The sequence below is a fragment of the Clostridioides sp. ES-S-0048-02 genome, from assembly GCF_020658495.1.
Classification (GTDB): Bacteria; Bacillota; Clostridia; order Peptostreptococcales; family Peptostreptococcaceae; genus Clostridioides.
In genome coordinates this window covers 1-16,215 of record NZ_JACVWH010000032.1, presented here as the reverse complement: position 1 = coordinate 16,215, position 16,215 = coordinate 1, and the positions used below count along the sequence as shown (strand labels likewise).

General features: G+C 29.6%; 10 protein-coding genes and 1 rRNA gene. All 11 read left to right on the top strand.

The genetic code is table 11. The features are described 5' to 3' along the window. Nucleotides 1-117 (top strand): 5S ribosomal RNA (gene rrf, locus IC173_RS19540). A gap of 393 nt (nucleotides 118-510) precedes the next feature. Continuing rightward, nucleotides 511-1,581, top strand: a complete 1,071-nt coding sequence (locus IC173_RS19535) for an ABC transporter ATP-binding protein (RefSeq protein WP_227481801.1) — start codon at nucleotides 511-513, stop codon at nucleotides 1,579-1,581. Beyond that, nucleotides 1,565-2,434 (top strand): carbohydrate ABC transporter permease, encoded by an 870-nt coding sequence (locus IC173_RS19530; protein WP_227435546.1) that lies wholly within the window; start codon nucleotides 1,565-1,567, stop codon nucleotides 2,432-2,434. Before IC173_RS19535 ends, IC173_RS19530 begins: the two co-directional genes overlap by 17 nt. A 43-nt stretch (nucleotides 2,435-2,477) precedes the next feature. Further along, nucleotides 2,478-3,338 (top strand): carbohydrate ABC transporter permease, encoded by an 861-nt coding sequence (locus tag IC173_RS19525; protein ID WP_227435548.1) that lies wholly within the window; start codon nucleotides 2,478-2,480, stop codon nucleotides 3,336-3,338. A gap of 30 nt (nucleotides 3,339-3,368) precedes the next feature. Next, on the top strand, nucleotides 3,369-4,664 hold the full coding sequence (locus IC173_RS19520; protein WP_227435550.1) for an ABC transporter substrate-binding protein: 1,296 nt from the start codon (nucleotides 3,369-3,371) through the stop codon (nucleotides 4,662-4,664). A gap of 103 nt (nucleotides 4,665-4,767) precedes the next feature. Further along, nucleotides 4,768-6,030 carry an ectonucleotide pyrophosphatase/phosphodiesterase gene (locus IC173_RS19515; RefSeq protein ID WP_227831769.1) on the top strand — a complete coding sequence of 421 codons (1,263 nt, stop codon included), beginning with the start codon at nucleotides 4,768-4,770 and terminating at the stop codon, nucleotides 6,028-6,030. 187 nt (nucleotides 6,031-6,217) lie between these two features. Next, complete coding sequence (gene uvrB / locus IC173_RS19510; RefSeq protein WP_227824602.1) at nucleotides 6,218-8,188, top strand: excinuclease ABC subunit UvrB; 1,971 nt, start codon at nucleotides 6,218-6,220, stop codon at nucleotides 8,186-8,188. A gap of 18 nt (nucleotides 8,189-8,206) precedes the next feature. Continuing rightward, the gene (gene uvrA, locus IC173_RS19505) at nucleotides 8,207-11,032 is read left to right on the top strand and encodes an excinuclease ABC subunit UvrA (RefSeq protein ID WP_227435565.1); all 2,826 of its coding nucleotides are present in this window, start codon (nucleotides 8,207-8,209) and stop codon (nucleotides 11,030-11,032) included. Nucleotides 11,033-11,295: 263 nt separating this feature from the next. Beyond that, nucleotides 11,296-13,113, top strand: coding sequence for an excinuclease ABC subunit UvrC (uvrC, locus tag IC173_RS19500; RefSeq protein ID WP_227856149.1), 1,818 nt, complete (start codon nucleotides 11,296-11,298; stop codon nucleotides 13,111-13,113). Next, nucleotides 13,113-14,042: an HPr(Ser) kinase/phosphatase gene (hprK, locus tag IC173_RS19495; protein WP_227435572.1), complete on the top strand. Its 930-nt coding sequence runs from the start codon at nucleotides 13,113-13,115 to the stop codon at nucleotides 14,040-14,042. Before uvrC ends, hprK begins: the two co-directional genes overlap by 1 nt. A 151-nt stretch (nucleotides 14,043-14,193) precedes the next feature. Further along, nucleotides 14,194-15,984, top strand: a complete 1,791-nt coding sequence (locus IC173_RS19490) for a MutS-related protein (RefSeq protein WP_227856148.1) — start codon at nucleotides 14,194-14,196, stop codon at nucleotides 15,982-15,984. Nucleotides 15,985-16,215 lie beyond the last annotated feature (231 nt).

Sequence of the window (16,215 nt, the reverse complement as noted above, 5' to 3'; positions counted from 1 at the left end):
TGTGGTTACAATAGCAGAGAGGATACACCTGTTCCCATTCCGAACACAGAAGTTAAGCTCTCTAGCGCTGATGGTACTTGGTGGGAAACTGCCTGGGAGAGTAGGACGTAGCCACGTAATTTTTTTTGAGTAAATTTATAAAAAATAAAAAATTTTTATTTTTTGTGTTTAGACATGGCAAATTTGGGACATAATATAATTGTAAAACTTAATAGCAAAAATAAATTACTCAATCTCCCCCACTTAAAGGCCTCTATCCCCCATAGAGGTCTTTTTTATTATGTATAATTTGATATATCAGTTATTTTATTTATTTTGATTCTATCTTATTAGTCAGTATATTTATTTAAGTTTAGCATAATTTAACAGAAAATATATGTGATTTAACATCTATTTTAATAAATTTACTATATGTTCACTTTGTCTTAATATGTCCTTTACAAATAAAGAGTATTATTAATTTATAAGTAAATCGTATAACTAAACAAAGTATTTTGAGGAGGATAAAAAATGGCAGATATAAGACTAGAAAATGTCACAAAATCTTATGATAAAAAGAACACTGTTATAGAGAACTTGAACCTTACTATAGAAGATGGTTCTTTTACGGTATTGGTAGGCCCAAGTGGTTGTGGAAAATCTACTACACTAAGAATGATTGCTGGGCTTGAAGATATAACTTCAGGTAATTTAAAAATTGAAGAAAATGATGTAACAAGAACTGATGCAAGTAAGAGAGATATAGCTATGGTATTTCAGAATTATGCATTATATCCACATATGACTGTAAAAGAAAATATAGAATTTGGTTTAAAGAATAAAAAAGTTCCAAAAGAAAAAAGAGAAGAACTTATAACAGAGGTTATTGATATAGTTGGATTACAAGAATATTTAAATGTAAAGCCAGGAAATTTGTCTGGAGGACAAAGACAGAGAGTAGCATTAGCTAGAGCAATGGTTAAAAATCCAAAGGTATTTTTAATGGATGAACCATTATCAAATTTAGATGCAAAACTGAGAAATCAAATGAGAACAGAATTAATACAGTTACATCAAAAATTAAAATCTACATTTGTTTATGTAACTCATGACCAAGTCGAAGCAATGTCAATGGCGGATAAAATAGTTATAATGAACAAAGGAGAGATAATGCAAATAGGTTCTCCAAAAAAAATATATCAAGATCCTAAAAATTTGTTTGTGGCACAATTTATCGGAAATCCTTGTATGAACATATTAAATATGAAGGATAATATCAAACTTGGATTTAGGCCTGAAAAAGCTGTATTAGAAAGTATAAATATAGATATAAAAAATGATGATACTTTTAATTTACTTGGAAAGGTTATAACTAAAGAGGTATTAGGAAACGAAACTATATACTGTTTATCTGTTCTTAACAGTGAAGTAAGGGTTAAAACAGAAAACGATATATTTGATATAGGGAAAACTTTGAAAGTAAATGTATTAGAAAAGGATTTATATTATTTTAATAAAGATGGGCAAAGAATAGATGATATAAAAGAATGTAAGAATATGTATTCTAAAATCAAAGGAGATATTTATGAAAAAGCAATTTAATAAAGCATATTTATACATAACACCTGCAATTATAGGAACTTTACTGTTTATAGTATATCCAATAATTAAGACAATATCGCTGAGTTTCAAATCAGGAAGTCTTCTTAGTTCAACTTTCGAAAATGTAGGATTAAATAATTACACAGAGCTTTTAAAAAATCCAGAGTTTATACAAACTATAACGAATACTGCAATTTATACTTTTTTTATGGTAATTATATCTATATCACTAGCTATAGTACTTGCTGTTTGGTTAAATAAAAACTCTATAATACACAATTTGACACAAAGTATAATCTTTACACCACATGTAATTTCACTAGTATCTGTAGCTGTATTGTGGCTTTGGATTATGGAGCCACAATATGGCTTTTTAAACTGGATACTGTCAACATTGCATTTACCAACATCAAAATGGCTTTCAAGTGAAAGTTCAGCTTTAATGTCATTGATTCTAATAGGAATATGGAAAACTCTTGGATACAATATTTTAATCGTGTTATCAGGTCTTAAATCGATACCAAACTATATATATGAGGCTTCTAAACTAGACAATGCAAACAAGATAACAAATTTCTTTAAGGTAACATTGCCATTATTATCGCCAACAATATTTTTTCTCATGATAACAACAACAACAGCATCATTTCAAGTATTTGACGAAATAAGCATAATGACACAAGGTGGTCCATTAGGTTCAACTAACATGTTATCTTATTATATATATGAGTCTGGATTTATATATTACGATATAGGGCAAGCAAGTGCAGCAAGTATGTTTTTATTAGCCATAGTTATGATTGCTACATATGCTAATTTCAGACTATTATCAAAAAAAGTTCATTATCAATAAATAAAAAATATATATTATAAGGCGTGTTAAAAAGGAGGACAAAATGGACATTATAAGACCTATTAAAAAAGATAAAGCTGATATAAAGAAAATAGTATCAAAATCAATAGAAGTATTAATTCTACTACTTTTATCTGCAATATTTATATTCCCTTTTATATGGATGCTGTCAACATCTTTTAAAAACCCACAAGAAATGATGCAACTACCACCTACAATAATACCAAACGATATAGTACTAGGAAATTATACTACAGCATGGAATTCAGGACCATTTTTTAGATATTTATTAAATAGTATCTTTGTGACAGGTAGTATTTTAATCATACAGTTTTTAGTGATGGTTCCTGCAGCTTATGCATTTTCTAAGATTAAATTTAGAGGTGAGAAGGTATTGTTTGGACTATTACTCATAGGACTTATGATTCCTCCACAAGTAACTTTTTTACCTGTATATATGATGATGAGTAAATTTGGATTTATAAATACATATGTGCCACTTATAATTCCATTTATGACATCTTCATTTGGTATATTTCTGCTTAGACAAAATTTTATGCAGATATCAGATGAGATTATTGAAGCAGCTAAATTAGACAATACTTCGGACTTAAAAATAATGTTTAAAATAATGGTTCCTATGGCAAAACCAGCAGTAATAACATTTATATTATTTAATTTTATATATCATTGGAATAACTATTTCTGGCCTTTAGTAATGACAAATACAGATGCAATAAGAACTTTACCAATCGGAGTAGCTCTTCTTAAATCTTCAGAAGGAATTACTGCATGGAATGTAATAATGGCAGGAAATATAATTTTAATTTTACCAATAATTCTTGTTTATATATTTGCAAATAAAAAAGTAAAAGAAGCTTTTATGTATTCAGGAATAAAATAAAAAGTCAAAAACTAAATTTGGAGGATGGAAATGAAGCTTAAAAGAAAATTAGCAACAGGATTAGCAATAACATTATTATTAGGTTCTTTAGTTGGGTGTTCAAATTCAAATACATCTAAAGGAGAAAAGACAGATAGCAATATTACAAAGATAGATTTCTGGGCACCTTTGGGTGGAACTAATGGTGAAACTGCACAAAAAATGGTTGACCAGTTTAATAGTGAACATAAAGACATACAAGTAAATATGCTAAAACAAAAAGATTACTATGAAAATGCAACAAAATTACAAGCTGCATTAACTTCTAAAGACCAACCAGATGTAACATTATTAGAAATAACTCAAACAGGTACATTTGCATCAGCAGGAGCTTTAGTAGATATGAGTAAATACTTTGATAAGGCATACCAAGAAAGATTTTTTTCTGGTCTTCTAACAAATTCATATTATGAAAATAAGTTTGTTGGTATGCCATTTAATAGAAGTACACCAATACTATACATAAATAAGGATATGGCAGTTAAAGCAGGCCTTGACCCTTCAGGACCAAAGTCATGGGAAGAACTTAAAACATATGCTAGTAAAATGACAAACAAATCAGAAGATACTTATGGATTTGAAACTCCAATAGATATTTGGTTCTATGAAGCTATGGTAATGCAAAGTGGAGGAGAAATAACTGATGGAAAAAAAGTAGCATTCAATAATGAAGCAGGTCAAGCACCAGTTAAATTCTGGCAAGATATGATGAAATCTGGAATAATGAAAATGCCACCTGGTGAAGATTATAATGCTTGGGATGTAGCAAAGCAAGATTTTGTAAATGGTAAAGTTGGTATGATATTTACATCAACAGCAGATTTAGCAGGTCTTATGCAACAAACAGACGGTAAGTTTGAAATATCAACAGCATTTTTACCAAAAAATCAAAAATATGCAACGCCTACAGGGGGAGCAAACTTAGTTATGCTTGAAGGTGGAACAGACAAAGAAAAAGATGCAAGTGCAGAATTTATGGAATGGATGACTCAAACAGATAAAATAGTTCAATTTAGTTCATCAACAGGATATCTGCCAACAACTGAAGATGCAACTAAATCAGAAAAATTACAAACATTGTATAAAGAAAAGCCACAATATAAAGTTGCAACTGACCAATTACAATATGCTGTTGCCCTTCCAATGTTAAATGGATATAAAGAAGCAACTGATAAGTTAATGGATGAGATTAAAAAAGGTCTTACTGATTTAAATGTGGCGCCAAAAGATGCAGTAAGCAAAGGAACTTCTGCAATGCAAGCAGTAATAGACAAGACTAATAAATAATTATAGACAGGTATGAAATGTTGATAAAATATCACCTGTAACATATATAGATTATAGATTGATTGAACGTATCCAATAATATATGAATGAAGAGGTAATGTAAATGACAAAAGTTATAGTATTATCAGTAGATTCTTTATTTGAAAAAGATTTAGAATTTGTAAAGAATCTACCAAATTTTAAATCTATCTTAGAAAATTGTTCTATGGTGAAAAATATAAATTGTGTATATCCAACTTTAACATATCCTTGTCATACAAGTATGGTTACAGGAGTATATCCTAAAAAACATGGAATATATCATAATGAAAAATTTGACCCAAATAAAGAAAATAAAGATTGGTATTGGTATTCAAAAGATATAAAAGTAAAGACAATTATAGATGTAGCAAAGGACAATAATCTGACTACTTCTAGTATCTTATGGCCTGTAATGGGTGCAAATCCAAATATAGATTATAATATTGCAGAGATATGGGCTCCTAATAGAGAAGATGACCCAAGAGAAATTTTTGAAAAAAGTTCAAGTAAGGTTATAATGGATAGTATTTATGATAGACATTGTCACTATATTGATTGGAAATTAGAGCCTAATATGGATTTGTTTGGAGTAAATTGTGCTATAGATGTAATAAAAGAATATAATCCAGATTTAATGTTAATACATCTAGCAACTTTGGACCATACACGACATAACCATGGTTTGTTTAATGAAAAAGTAAATGAAGCCTTGAAAATGAATGATAAATGGTTAGGAGATATAATTCAAGCTACAAAGGATGCAGGTACATATGAAGATACAAATTTTATAATACTCGGAGACCATGGTCATCTTAGAGTTGATAAAGTTGTAAATCCAAATGTTTTACTTAAATCACATGGATTTATAACAGTAGAAAATGGAGTAGTTAAGAATTTTGATGCCTATGTAAATTCGTCAGGTATATCAGCACAGATAATAGTAAATAACTCAAATAGATTAGAAGAGTTGAGAGTATTGCTTGAAGAATTTAAAGAAGAATTATTTATAGAGAATATATTTACCAGAGAAGAAGCATCCAATCTTGGACTTGAAGGCGACTTTGAAATGGTAATTGAAGGAATTGAAGGAATTTCATTTGGAAATGATTTAGAAGGAAATATTATAAAGGATTCTGATATAAAAGATTACAAGTTTGCTGTTGCTACACATGGTCATTTACCTACTAAGGGGAATAGACCTCCGTTTATAGCTTTTGGACCTAAAATAAAAACAGGCGTAGTAGAGGAAGAAGGCGACTTAAGAGCTCATGCAGCAACTATATTAAGACTATTCGATTTGAAGCTAGACGGAGTTGAAAAAGAAGCATTTGATTTCATTATATAAACTGGATAAAGTATTTATTTTCCATTACTTATAGACTTCTATTATAAAGATAGAAGTCTTTTTATATATTTTAGATTTAAGTAAAATTTAAATGGGTAAAATATTTAAAATAACTGAAACAATTCTAGAAAGGTATGATATAATAATACATGTTAGGAACTAATGTTCGAAAAGAAGGAGTGATACTATGGATTTTAAAATAAAGTCAGACTTCAAACCAACAGGTGACCAACCAGAAGCTATTAAATCAATAGTGGATTCTATAAATAGAAATGAAAAATTTTCGACATTGTTAGGTGTAACAGGTTCAGGAAAAACATTCACAATGGCAAATATAATACAACAAGTTAAAAAACCTACCCTAATAATGGCTCATAATAAAACACTAGCAGCACAACTTTATAGTGAGTTTAAAGAATTTTTCCCAGACAATGCAGTTGAATATTTTGTAAGTTACTATGATTACTATCAACCAGAGGCATATGTAGCTCACAGTGACACTTATATAGAAAAAGATGCAAGTATAAATGACGAAATAGATAAACTTCGACATTCTGCTACAGCATCTATTTTAGAAAGAAGAGATACTATAATAATATCTTCAGTATCTTGTATATATGGTTTGGGGGATCCAAAAGATTATAAAGAACTTATGTTATCTATAAGACCTGGTATGCAGAAGGATAGAGATGATGTAATAAAAAGGTTAATAGAGATACAATATGAAAGAAATGATATAAATTTTACAAGAGGGACTTTTAGAGTTAGAGGAGATATATTAGAAATATTTCCAGCTAGCAATGATGAAAAAGCAATAAGAATAGAGTTCTTTGGTGATGAAATAGATAGAATAACAGAAATTGATTATGTAACAGGAAAGATTGTTGGGACAAGAAATCATGTTGTTATCTTCCCCGCATCTCACTATGTAACAACACCAGAAAGAATTGAAAATGCAATTGTTCAAATTGAAGATGAACTTCAAGAACAAATTGAGACTTTTAAAGAAAATGATAGGCTTTTAGAAGCACAACGGATTGAGCAAAGAACGAAGTATGACATAGAAATGTTAAAGGAGATAGGGTTTTGTCAGGGGATAGAAAACTACTCAAGGCATATTACTGGAAGAGAAGAAGGAGAAAGACCATATACATTAATGGATTTCTTTCCAGATGATTATTTGATAATTGTAGATGAGGCACATGTTACTATTCCGCAAGTAAGAGGAATGTACGCAGGAGATAGATCAAGAAAAACATCTCTTATAGAAAATGGATTTAGATTACCTTCTGCACTTGATAATAGACCGTTAAATTTTCAAGAATTTGAAGGAAACATAAATCAAATATTGTTTGTAAGTGCTACACCAGGTCCTTATGAAATTCAACATTCTGAGACTATAGCTGAACAGATAATAAGACCAACAGGTCTTTTAGACCCAATTGTAGAAGTAAGACCTATAAATAATCAGATAGATAATTTAGTAGGGGAAATAACTAAAACAATAGAAAAAAATGAAAGAGTGCTTATAACCACTTTAACTAAAAAAATGAGTGAAGATTTAACTAATTACCTTAAAGAAATAGGAATAAAAGTTAAATATCTACATTCAGATATAGTTACATTAGAAAGAACAGAGATAATAAGAGACTTAAGACTGGGAAAATTTGATGTACTTGTAGGAATAAATTTACTTAGAGAAGGTCTAGATATACCAGAAGTTTCACTTATAGCAATTTTAGATGCAGACAAAGAAGGTTTCTTACGTTCCGAAACAGCATTAATACAAACTATTGGACGTGCAGCTAGAAATGAAAATGGAAGAGTTATTATGTATGCTGATAGGATAACTGATTCAATGCAAAATGCTATTGATGAGACAAAAAGAAGAAGAGCTATACAGAATTTATATAATGAAGAACACAACATAACTCCTAAGACTATACAAAAAAGTGTAAGAGATAGTATAGAAGCAACTAAAGTTGCAGAGGAAGAAGTTGTCTATGGAATAACTGATACAGATGATAAAGAAGAGATAAAAGATAATATAGAAAAATTAAAATCAGAGATGATGGAAGCTGCTCAAAACTTACAATTTGAGAGAGCGGCAGAATTAAGAGATAAGGTAAAACAGTTGGAAGAAAAATTGGAAAAATAGAAAGGTAAAAACAAGGTTATGGAAGATAAAATTATAATAAGAGGAGCAAAAGAGCATAATTTAAAAAATGTAGATTTAGAGTTACCAAGAGATAAGTTTATAGTTTTTACAGGATTGTCTGGTTCTGGAAAGTCATCTTTGGCATTTGATACGATATATGCAGAAGGCCAAAGAAGATATGTAGAGAGTTTGTCTGCTTATGCTAGACAGTTTTTAGGGCAAATGGAAAAGCCAAATGTAGAATATATTGAAGGTCTATCACCAGCTATTTCAATAGATCAGAAGACTACTTCAAAGAATCCACGCTCTACAGTTGGAACAGTAACAGAAATATATGACTATTTGAGATTGTTATTTGCAAGAGTAGGCGATGTATATTGTCCTACATGTGGTGAAAAAATAAGTCAAATGACTATTCAAGAAATAGTTGATAAAATGCTAGATTTTCCAGATAGAACTAAGTTGCAAATACTTTCGCCAATTGTTAGAGGTCAAAAAGGTACACATAAAAAGGTCTTAGATAATATTAAAAAAGAAGGATTTGTAAGAGTTAGAGTTGATGGAGAAAACTATGAAGTAAGTGATGATATTGTTTTAACTAAAAACCAAAAACACAGTATAGAAGTAGTAGTGGATAGAATAGTAGTCAAAGATGGAATAGAATCTAGACTTGCAGATTCAATTGAAACTGCGGTTAAACTATCAGATGGCCTTGTAATAGCTCAAATAATAGATGGAGAAGAGATTCTTTTCTCAACTAAATTTGCATGTCCAGAACATGGAATTGGGATAGAAGAATTATCTCCAAGAATGTTTTCATTTAATGCTCCTTTTGGAGCTTGTGATGTTTGTAATGGTCTTGGGGAAAGTAAAGAAGTTGACCCAGAACTAGTTGTACCAAATAAAGATTTATCAATAAAACAAGGTGCCGTGGCTGCTTGGGGTTCAACAGGTGTCAACGACGATACTTATTATAGCAAAATGATAAAAAGTTTAGCTGAGCATTTTAAGGTATCTTTGACAACTCCATTTAAAGATTTACCAGAAGATTTTGTTCAAGAGTTACTTTATGGTAAGGATAATATAATGGTAGAGTTTGTTTATGAATCAAAATTTGGAGGAACTAGAAATTATAAATCATATTTTGAAGGAGTAGTAGTAAACTTAGAGAGAAGATACAAAGAAACTAACTCAGAGTATATGAGAGACAAAATTGAAGAATATATGGCAGAAAGACCTTGTCCAAAATGTAAGGGATTGAGACTTAAAAAAGAGGTTTTATCTGTTTTAGTTGATGGAAAAAATATAATGGAAGTAACAAACTTATCTGTTAACGAATTGATAGATTTTATGGAAAATGTAACTCTTACAGAAAAGCAAAGATTTATAGCTCATGAGATTATAAAAGAGATAAAGGGAAGAGCTAAGTTTTTAAGAGATGTTGGTCTTGATTATTTGAATTTATCAAGAAAAGCTGGAACACTTTCAGGAGGAGAAGCGCAACGTATAAGATTAGCAACTCAAATCGGTTCAGCATTAGTTGGAGTGTTATATGTGCTTGATGAGCCAAGTATAGGTCTTCATCAAAGAGATAATGACAGACTTATAGGCACTCTTAGACATCTAACAGATTTAGGAAATACTTTAATTGTTGTAGAACATGATGAAGATACAATGAGAGAAGCTGATTATGTTATAGACATTGGACCTGGTGCAGGTATACATGGTGGTGAGATAGTTGCACAAGGAACTTTAGATGAAATAATAGAAAATGAAAACTCAATAACAGGTCAGTACTTAAGTGGAAAAAAACAAATATTAGTTCCTGAGACTACTAGAGAAGGAAATGGAAGTTTTATAGAAGTAATCAAAGCATCAGAAAATAACCTAAAAAATATTGATGTAAAATTGCCATTAGGTAAGTTTACATGTATAACAGGTGTTTCAGGTTCTGGGAAAAGTACACTAATAAATGACATACTTTATAAAGGTGTTGCAAGTAAAGTGAATAGACTAAAACAAAGAGCTGGTAAGCACAAAGAAATAAAAGGAATTGAAAATATAGATAAGGTTATAAATATTGACCAAAGTCCAATTGGAAGAACACCTCGTTCAAATCCAGCTACTTATACAGGGGTATTTGACTTTATAAGGGATATTTTTGCTGCTACTAATGAAGCTAAAGCAAGAGGATATAAAAAGGGAAGATTTAGTTTTAATGTAAAAGGTGGTAGATGTGAAGCTTGTAAAGGTGATGGAATAATAAAAATAGAGATGCACTTTCTACCAGATGTATATGTTCCTTGTGAGGTTTGTAAGGGTGAAAGATACAATAGGGAAACATTACAAGTAAAATACAAAGATAAAACTATATCTGATATACTAGATATGAATGTAGAAGAAGCTGTTGAGTTTTTTGAAAATATACCAAACATAAAAAGAAAGCTAGATACATTGATGGATGTAGGTCTTTCATACATTAAATTAGGACAGCCTTCAACTCAATTGTCTGGAGGAGAAGCACAACGTATAAAATTAGCATCAGAACTTAGTAAAAGACCAACAGGAAAGACTTTATATATATTAGATGAACCTACTACAGGACTTCATATGGCAGATGTAGATAAGTTAATTCACGTATTACAAAGATTAGCAGATACAGGAAATACAATTATAGTTATAGAACATAATCTAGATGTTATAAAGACTTGTGATTATGTAATAGACCTAGGACCAGAGGGTGGAGATAAAGGTGGAACTATAGTTGCAACTGGAACACCAGAAGAAGTATCTAAAGTTGAAGGGTCTTATACAGGTCAATTCTTAAGTAAATATTTCTCTTAGGTTATATAAACTGTGTAAAATTTTAACTGTAAATATATAAAAATAAGTTGAAAATATTAGAAGTAAATAAATTAAAAATAAATTGTAGATAATTACCAAACATAAAGTCCATATTGTTCTTCGTATTTGAGATTGCTTTTAAATCAATTATAGAAGATGATATGGACTTTAACTTGTGTACAATGCTGGAAATTGAATAACTTTTTAATTTTCACATTTTAGGGTATAATTTTAATATAAAACTTAATGTTTTGGAGGGCGATATGTTTGATATACAAGACCACTTAAAAAAATTACCTTCTGAGCCTGGTGTATATTTAATGAAGGATAAATACGACCATATAATATATGTGGGAAAAGCCATATCTCTAAAAAATAGAGTAAGGCAGTATTTTCAATCTTCAAAAAACCATACATCTAAAGTAAAATCTATGGTTAAGAATATATATAAATTTGAATACATTATAACAGATTCAGAGTTGGAAGCATTAATACTTGAATGTAATTTAATAAAAAGATATAGACCAAAGTATAATGTGTTACTTAGAGATGATAAAACTTACCCATATATTAAGGTGACTACAAATGAAGATTATCCAAGGATTTTAAAGGTTAGAAGGGTTCTTAAAGATAAAGCAAAGTATTTTGGACCATATACTAATATAACTGCGGTAAATGATACTTTAGACCTTATAAACAGTACCTATCCAATAAGAAGTTGTAAAATTGACATAGAAAAAGCGATAAAAAATAAAACAAGACCTTGTTTAAACTTACACATAAATAAGTGCTTAGGACCTTGTACAGGAAATGTATCCAAAGAAGAATATGGAAAGATGATAGAAGAAATTATAATGTGTCTATCGGGGAAAGAAGAAAAGTTGATGGAGCTCTTAAAAGAAAAGATGAATGAGAGTTCTATGAATTTTAGATTTGAAGAAGCAGCTATATATAGAGATAAAATAAAGAGTCTTGAAGAAATGATACAAAAACAAAAAATAGATGCTACTGTAACCGATTTAAATCAGGATGTAGTTGCGATGGCAAGAGCTCATAATGAAGCCTGTGTACAAGTATTTTTTATTAGAAATGGTAAGATTGTTGGGAGAGAACACTTTATACTAGAAGGGGTAATGGATAGCCCAAGAGCTTCTATATTGAGTTCATTTGTAAAACAATTTTACAATGAGCAAGAATATATACCTAAAGAACTAATTATAGAAGATGAGATAGAAGACAGTTGTATATTAGAAGAATGGCTATCGTCTAAAAAAGGGCAAAAAGTAACAATAAGAGTACCACAAAAAGGAGAGAAAAAAAGCCTAGTTGAAATGGTGAGAAAAAATGCAGTAGAGTACCTTGAAAAATTTTCTGATATGAACAAAAGGAAATATGAAAAAAGTATTGGAGCATTAGAAGAATTAAAACGATTGTTAAACTTAGAAAAATTGCCAATAAGAATAGAGTCTTTTGATATATCAAATATACAAGGAGTAGATTCAATTGGTTCTATGGTAGTCTATACAAATGCTAAAAAAGATAAAAAAGAGTATAGAAGATATAAAATAAAAACAGTCATTGGACCTAATGATTATGATTCCATGGCTGAAATTGTAGATAGAAGATTGAAACATGGAAATTTACCTGATCTTATATTGTTGGATGGAGGAAAGGGACAGGTTAGCGCTGTAAAAAAAGTATTAGAACTTAATGATGTAGACATACCACTTTGGGGAATGTACAAAGACGATAAGCATAGGACTAAAGGGTTAATATGTAAAGAAAAAGAAATCGAGTTGGATAAGACAACTAGTTTATATAGATTTATTGCTAGTATACAAGAAGAAGTTCATAATTATGCAATAACATATCATAGAAGTCTAAGAAATAAAGCTTTGACAAAATCTATCTTAGATGATATACAAGGGATAGGTGAAAAAAGAAAAAAAGCACTGATGAGTCATTTTAAAGATGTAGAAGCCATAAAAGAAGCTACTTTTGAAGAACTTTTAGAAGTAGAAGGAATGAATAAAAGCATTGTAGAGAATGTTTATAATTTTTTTAGGAAGGAAGAAATTTGATGGAAACTAGCAATAAAGTATCAATAAGAGAAATAATAAAAGATTTAAAACTTAAAGTAGTATACATGCCTGATGATGTAGATTATTATGTATACTCTCAAGATATAAATAGACCAGGTTTACAATTTGCAGGATATTTTGATTACTTTGCATATGAGAGAATACAAATAGTTGGAAAAACAGAATATAATTTCTTTGGATTGATGGATAATGAAATTCGAGAAGAGGTACTAAATAGATTTTTCTCATATGAAATACCAGCTTTAATAATTTCTAGAGATTTAGAAATAAAACCAGATGTGATTGAAAAGGCTAAAAAGTATAAGAGAATACTTTTAAGTACAAACAGAAACACAACTAGACTTATAAATAGATTATCAAACTATTTAGATAATAAGTTAGCACCACATACAACGATTCATGGAGTTTTAGTTGATATTTATGGTATAGGTGTTTTGATAAAGGGTGAGAGTAGTATAGGAAAGTCAGAAACAGCATTAGAACTAATTCAGAGAGGTAATAGATTAGTTGCAGATGATGCTGTAGAAATAAGAAAATTAGATGAAAGTATGTTGATGGGTCAGTCTCCTGAATTAATAAGACATTTCCTAGAGATAAGAGGAATAGGTATAATAGACGTCAGAAGTCTATATGGTGTAGGAGCTATCAAAAATTCTAAAATGATAGATTTAGTAGTACATTTAGAAGCTTGGGATGAAAATAAGTATTATGATAGGCTTGGATTAGATAAAGAATATGAAGAAATACTTGGTGTTAATGTAGAGAAGTTAGTTGTTCCTGTAAAGCCTGGAAGAAATACTGCTATGATACTAGAAGTAGCAGCAATGAATTTTAGACAAAGAGGAATGGGGTATGATGCAGCTCAAGAATTTACTAAGAAACTATCAAAACTTATTGATACTAAGTAATAGAGAGTGCATATAAAATAAAATTGTATAGAATAGTTATAAAATATATATTATATAATTGGAGTTTAAATTAGCTTTTAAGGTTATTAGTTTAAATTTAATACTATATTTAAATTTATTATATGATAAGGAAGTTGGAGTCTTTATGGGAATGAACTATTTTAGTAAGCTTTTAGAAAGTACTACTGAAAAAGAACTGCTCTTAAATAAAAAATCAAATAATATAAGTACAGCTAGATTAATATCTTTTTTAATATTGATAGCGGGATTTGCTATTGGATTTTACAATAAAAATATAGTAGGTATTTTTGTTGGAATTGTAGCATTGATTCTATTTATTTCACTTTTAGTTATTCATAATAAAATAAAAGAGGAAGAATCGTATTTTAAGAGTAAGTGTGAAGTGCTGGATAAGTATGTTAAGAGATTTGGTGATGAGTGGAAAGAATTCAAAATAGATGGAAAAGAATATATACAAGAAGAAAATTCACAAGCAAAAGATTTAGACTTATTTGGAAGAGCATCACTATATCAGTATATTTGTATAGCTAATACATCCTATGGAAAGAAGTCTTTAGCTAAGTCCTTATGGAATGAAAATCCAAACGATAATATAATCCTAGAAAGACAAACAGCAGTAAAAGAGCTATTATCAAAACAGGATTTTTCTATCCATATTCAGACCTTGAGTAATATAATTGGTAAGGAACAAAAAACCAACTCTGATGGAAGTATAGAGTCATTTATAGAGTATGGAGAAGATAAAAAAGTATATATACCTAAGTGGATGCATGTTTTTACTTGGGGTTTGCCTACTGCAACAATACTATCTTTTATATTTTTTATATTAGGGTTTTTGCCTATGCTACCTGTTTTTTTACTTTTTGTACTTCAGCTAGGATTTGGTGGGTTTGGGAATACAAAGCTTATGCAGACTTTATCCCCATTATTCTCATTTAGTAGAAGTATACAAGTATATGAAAAGATGTTTGAAGTTTTAGAGAAAGAGACATTTGAAAGCCCATATTTAAAAGAATTACAAGCAAAACTTTCTAAAGGTAATGGTGTTTCAAAAGGTATTAAACAGCTGAACTCAATAGGTAATGCAGTAAACTTAAGATATAATCAAATAGTTTATATACTTGCTTGTGGTGTTCTTATGTGGAATTATCACTGTGCAGAATCTCTAGAAAGATGGAAAAGTGTATATGGAAATCAAATTAGAGGATGGCTTGAATCTATTGGAGAGTTTGAAGCTTTGATAAGTTTAACTATTATTGGTCAAGTAAAAGAAAATACATGTTTTCCAATAATAAAAAGCGAAAGTATTCCAAAGTTAGAAGTTGAAGAAGTATACCATCCATTAATAGCAGAGAAAACTGTTGTAGCAAATTCAATAAAATTAAATTCTCAAACCTGTATCATTACAGGTTCAAATATGTCAGGGAAGACGACATTTTTAAGAAGTATTGGTGTAAATTTAGTATTGGCGTATGCAGGTGCTCCAGTATGTGCTAAAAATTTTGATGCCACATGTATGTATATATTTACATCTATGAGAATACAAGATGATGTAAGCCAAGGTATATCAACTTTTTATGCTGAAATTCTCAGAATAAAATCAATGATTCAATATAGTATAAAAGAATTACCGATGTTAGTTTTAGTTGATGAGATTTTTAAAGGAACTAACTCTGCTGATAGAATTATTGGAGCAAGTGAGGCAGTAAAGAAACTATCAAAGCCATGGATTATAAGTATGGTTACAACACATGATTTTGAGTTATGTGACCTTTCAAGTGGTGGAGATGTAGAGATTGTAAACTACCATTTTTCAGAGTACTATGTTGATGATAAAATCTATTTTGACTATGCCATAAAAGATGGAAGATGTAAGACTACAAATGCAAAACAGCTTATGAAAATGGCAGGGATACTTTAAGAAAGATAAGCGTAGAAATGTAGCTTATTATGATTAAAATAGAAAGGATTGTATAAAGTACTTAAAAGCACTTTATACAATCCTTTTATTTGAGAATATTTTAGTTTGAGACTGTAAATTAATTTGTGCTTTTAAAGATAATTTCTACTTTATAGCAACAATTATTTATTTACTATTAATATTTCCCAATATATGAATTTTATTCTAATAAATTGTAAAAAATATATACTG